The organism is Mesorhizobium sp. M8A.F.Ca.ET.021.01.1.1 (assembly GCF_003998025.1).
Taxonomy (GTDB): domain Bacteria; phylum Pseudomonadota; class Alphaproteobacteria; order Rhizobiales; family Rhizobiaceae; genus Mesorhizobium.
This window is the reverse complement of sequence record NZ_RZSJ01000563.1, coordinates 1-3,974: the sequence shown is the minus strand read 5'-3', so window position 1 is coordinate 3,974 and position 3,974 is coordinate 1. Positions and strand designations below refer to the sequence as shown.

At 61.3% G+C, this 3,974-nt stretch carries 4 protein-coding genes; all 4 read right to left on the bottom strand.

What is annotated here, in order from left to right; genetic code table 11:
- Nucleotides 1-852, bottom strand: an 852-nt coding sequence (locus tag EOA36_RS29790; RefSeq protein ID WP_145969375.1) for a DUF3445 domain-containing protein, incomplete at its 3' end; no start/stop codon positions are given.
- Between the two features lie 89 nt (nt 853-941).
- Complete coding sequence (locus EOA36_RS29785) at nt 942-1,907, bottom strand: PDR/VanB family oxidoreductase (protein ID WP_127280546.1); 966 nt, start codon at nt 1,905-1,907, stop codon at nt 942-944.
- Nucleotides 1,904-2,500 carry a dimethylamine monooxygenase subunit DmmA family protein gene (locus EOA36_RS29780; RefSeq protein ID WP_127280545.1) on the bottom strand — a complete coding sequence of 199 codons (597 nt, stop codon included), beginning with the start codon at nt 2,498-2,500 and terminating at the stop codon, nt 1,904-1,906. Before EOA36_RS29780 ends, EOA36_RS29785 begins: the two co-directional genes overlap by 4 nt.
- A gap of 40 nt (nt 2,501-2,540) precedes the next feature.
- A complete protein-coding gene (locus EOA36_RS29775) occupies nt 2,541-3,674 on the bottom strand; it encodes an aminomethyltransferase family protein (RefSeq protein ID WP_127280544.1) in 1,134 nt (377 codons plus the stop codon).
- Nucleotides 3,675-3,974: the final 300 nt, after the last annotated feature.

Here is a 3,974-nt window from a genome sequence, read left to right as displayed (position 1 = left end):
GCAGCGGATCGGGAAGACGATGCCGTTGGAGCGCGGCAGCCGCCAGAAGCTCTGCAACTCGACCCGCAGGTGCACCTTGTCGCCGACGTTCTCGGGCGTCACCGTTGCCCGGTCCGGGCCCCATTTGTGGTAGTTTTCGGGGCTGGTATCGAGGCGCGGATTGATGGTCATCGTCCAGTTCAGGCGCCTGGCCGGCTTGCCCTGCTGGATATTGGTGAGGAATTTTAGCGCCCTGACGAAAATCCCCTTCTCATGCGCCAGCGGCACCGGCGCGTGCCACTCGAAGAAATTCATGCCGATATCGAAATCGAGCGACCAGTCGGCCTGGGTGGTGACCATGCCGGCATCCATCCACAGATTGCCGTCCCGCTGGTCGAGGATGCAGAAATCGCCCTGGCTCTGGCGGGTGATGTATTCCATCGGCCCGTAAGGCAAAGTCGAGGTGTCGCCGAAGGTGAAGGTGTCATCGATGCCGAGCGGCCGGTTGATCCAGCGCCAGCGATCGCCGTCGCGCTTCAGCGTGAAATGCTCGGGGTAACCCAGCGCCTGCTGCTCCATCAAAAGTTCCAGCAGATCCCAGCCGGCGAGCGTCATGTGCGGCAGCGACTGGCAGCGCAGCGGATCCTCTGCCAGCACCAAAGCGCGGTCCTGCATCTCGGCGACATAGTGTTCGTCGACGTCGATCAGGTTCTCCAGCACCGAGCCCTTCGGGCCGACGACATGCGGCTCGATATTGACGGCATACATGTAGCTGTCTTCGTGGAACGGGAACGGAAACCGCCTGATGTGCTCAGGGCTGTTCCTGAAGGTGAAGTCGTCGCGGAACGTTTCCTTGCGAAAGGTGATGCCCATCAATTCCTCCTAGAGCGGGATGCCCGCTCTATCTCTTTGTTTTAGCCGCATTTCTGCGACGCCAAGTATCCACTTGGCTGCAAAATGCTCTACCGTTCCAGCACCAGCGACCTGCCTTCGAAGCGCGACACGCACGGCATGATCTTCCTGCCGGAACGGTGCTCTTCCTCGCTCAGCCAATGGTCGTTGTGGATGAACTTGCCGTCGCACGAGATGACGTTGGTCTCGCATTGGCCGCAGACGCCGCCACGGCAGAGATAGGGTGGATCGACGCCGGCCGCCTCGATGGCTTCGAGCAGGCTCTGCTGTGAGCCGACGCGGATGGTCTTGCCGCTGACAGCGAGCCTCACGTCGAATGGCAGGCCGGGCTGGGGCGCCGCGAAATGCTCGTAGTGCACGGTCTCCTGCGGCCAGCCGAGCGCGGCGGCGCGGTCGCGCACCCAGTTGATCATGCCGGCAGGGCCACAGACATAGAGATGCGTGCCGAGCGGTTGCGAGGACAACAGCCGGTCGAGATCGATACGCTCCTCAAGGTCATCGTGGTAGAGCCGGACCCGACGGCCGTAGCGTTCCCGGAGCAGGTCGGCATAGGTACCAAGCGAGGCGGTGCGGCAGGTGTAATGCAGTTCGAAATTGCCGCCTTCGCCAGCCAGTTGCGCGGTCTGCGCCATGAAGGGCGTGATGCCGATGCCGCCCGCCAGCATCAGGTGTTTTTTCGCCCTGAGATCGAGCGAGAACAAGTTGACCGGATAGCTGATCACCATCTCCAGGCCCGGCTTGACAGACCGGTGCATGAACAGCGAGCCGCCGCGCCCGACATCGTCGCGGCGCACCGAAATCGTATACTCGCGCGTGTCGAGCGGCGAGCCCATCAGCGAATAGGGATTGAGCCTGGTGCGCTCACCATCGCGCATCTCGACCACGACATGGGCGCCGCCTGAAAAGGTCGGCAGCAACTCGCCGTCACGGCGGCGGAAATGGAAGCGGGTAACCAGGTCATTGACCGGGACAACGTCGCTGACCACGACATCGAGCTTGGTGGTGCCGGTGCTCATCGGAAGATCTCCTCCATCGGAGGAATTTCACTGCGGTCTTCGGCATTGATGCAGACGCCCTGGAACGCGGCAAGGCGCCGGGAATAGTGATCGCGCACCAAAAGCAGCAGGCCGCAATGCGAGCAGGTCGCCGGCTGCGTCGTCACGTTTTCGGTAATGCCCTTGCAGTGCACGCACTGCATGCGCCGCGCCAGCGAGCCGCGATGCTCGGTCTGCATGGAGGTGTGGTCGATGCCGGCTTCGAGCGCCACCTGCATGGCCTGGCCGATCAGCCCTTCGGTGCCGGCGAGATAGAGGCGCAGACCCATATGCGCGTTGGTCAAGGTCTGCTTCAGACGCGGCAGCAGGCTGGCGAAGGACGGCGCGATGTGCAGCTGCGCCGGCTCCAAGGCTTCGAGAGCGGCAACGTATTTGCCGTCGGGACCGGCAATGAAGACGATTTCGGCTCCGTCGAAGAATCCGGCCGGAGCCCTGGCGGCCATGTCTTTTATCGCGAGCGCGCCTTCGGCATCCGCCACGAAAAGATGATGCTTGCCCGCCTGCGGAGACAGGGTCCCGTAAATGGGCCGGCTGATGATGGTCTTGGCTGCCATTCTGTCTTTGTGCCTCGAAACCCTCGCTGTCGATTATGCCTCAGCCTTTCGCCGTGCGCTTGGTCTTCTTGGGATCGTCGAACGGCAAGGGCTGCGCCGTCGCCTTGATCGATCCGCTCTTGTTGCGGATTTCGAGCTTGGTGTCCTTGACCGCGCAGTCGACGTCGAGCCGGGCGATGCCCATCGATTTCTTGACCAGCGGCGAATACATGGCGCAGGTCACCACGCCGACCTTTTTACCGTCGCGATAGACCGGCGCGCCTTCATCGGCTGGCTCCTTGCCGTCGAGCAGGACGCCGTAGATCTTGAAGCGCTCCTTGCCTTTCAGGCGATAGTGCTCCTCGGCACCGCGAAAACCGGTCTTGCCGGGGCTGACGGTGAAGTCGAGGCCGAGTTCCCACAGCGTGTCGCCGGGGCCTTCATTGTCGAACGGGTATTTCTGCGAATTGTCGTAGGGGTAGAACAGCAGGTAGCTCTCGACGCGCAGCATGTCGAGCGTGGTGAAGCGGCATGGAATGATGCCGGCCCCCTTGCCCTCTTCGAGGATTCTGTCCCAGATCGTGCCGGCATCCTGGCCACGGCAGAAGATTTCGTAGCCGCGCTCGCCGGTATAGCCGGTGCGCGAGATCATGACGGGGAAGCCGAAGAGCTGCGTCTGCATGTGATGGAAGTAGTTGAGGTCGCGAATGCTCGGCACGTGCTTGGCCAGATAGTCGACCGCCGTCGGCCCCTGCAGCGACAGATCGTGCAGATTGTCGTCAAAGCGCAGCGACACGTCGCGGCCCATGGCCGCTCGCTGCAATTCCTCATGGCCGGTGCCCGAGCCGTGCACCACCATCCAGGAATTCGGTCCGGTACGGTAGAGGATACAATCGTCGGTGAATTTTCCCGCTTCGTTCAGCATGCAGGCGTAAGCCGACTTGCCGGGATAGATTTTCTCCACGTCGCGCGTGGTGGCGAGGTCGATCAGGTGCGAGGCGTGCGGCCCTGTGATGTGAACCTTCTTCAGGCCGGAAACATCCATAAGTCCGGCCTTGGTGCGGATGGCGACATATTCCTCATCGGCATCCTTGTCATAGGTCCAGGCGGTGCCCATTCCGCTCCAGTCTTCGAGCTTCGACCCCAGAGCGCGATGGCGATCCGCCAGGGTTGAAAATCTCCAGGATGCCGTCATCCGCTCGTCCTCCGTTCGAAAATCATGCTGTTCCCTGCTCCTTTGCCCGAGGCCGGAGCTTTGGATGGAATATTGACCGCAAACGCGGGAAGCCTGCAATCCCCTTGAAGCAAATAATTTCATTGTCAGGCAAAATTGTTCACTCGAAGCGAGCGGTTAACTCTACGTAAATTCGTCTTGACAAGTCGGGGATTCGAGCGGAACTTATGAAAAAAATTTCACTCTCTTGAAAGAGGGCGGCGGGCGGTGGATTCGGAACCGGGCGTCGGCAAAGAAGGGGAAAACCGATGTCAGACCTGC

Excerpts from the sequence above, each read along its gene's own strand:
- EOA36_RS29785 (WP_127280546.1), bottom strand. The coding sequence starts at position 1,907 with ATGAGCACCGGCACCACCAAGCTCGATGTCGTGGTCAGCGACGTTGTC.
- EOA36_RS29780 (WP_127280545.1), bottom strand. The coding sequence starts at position 2,500 with ATGGCAGCCAAGACCATCATCAGCCGGCCCATTTACGGGACCCTGTCT.
- EOA36_RS29775 (WP_127280544.1), bottom strand. The coding sequence starts at position 3,674 with ATGACGGCATCCTGGAGATTTTCAACCCTGGCGGATCGCCATCGCGCT.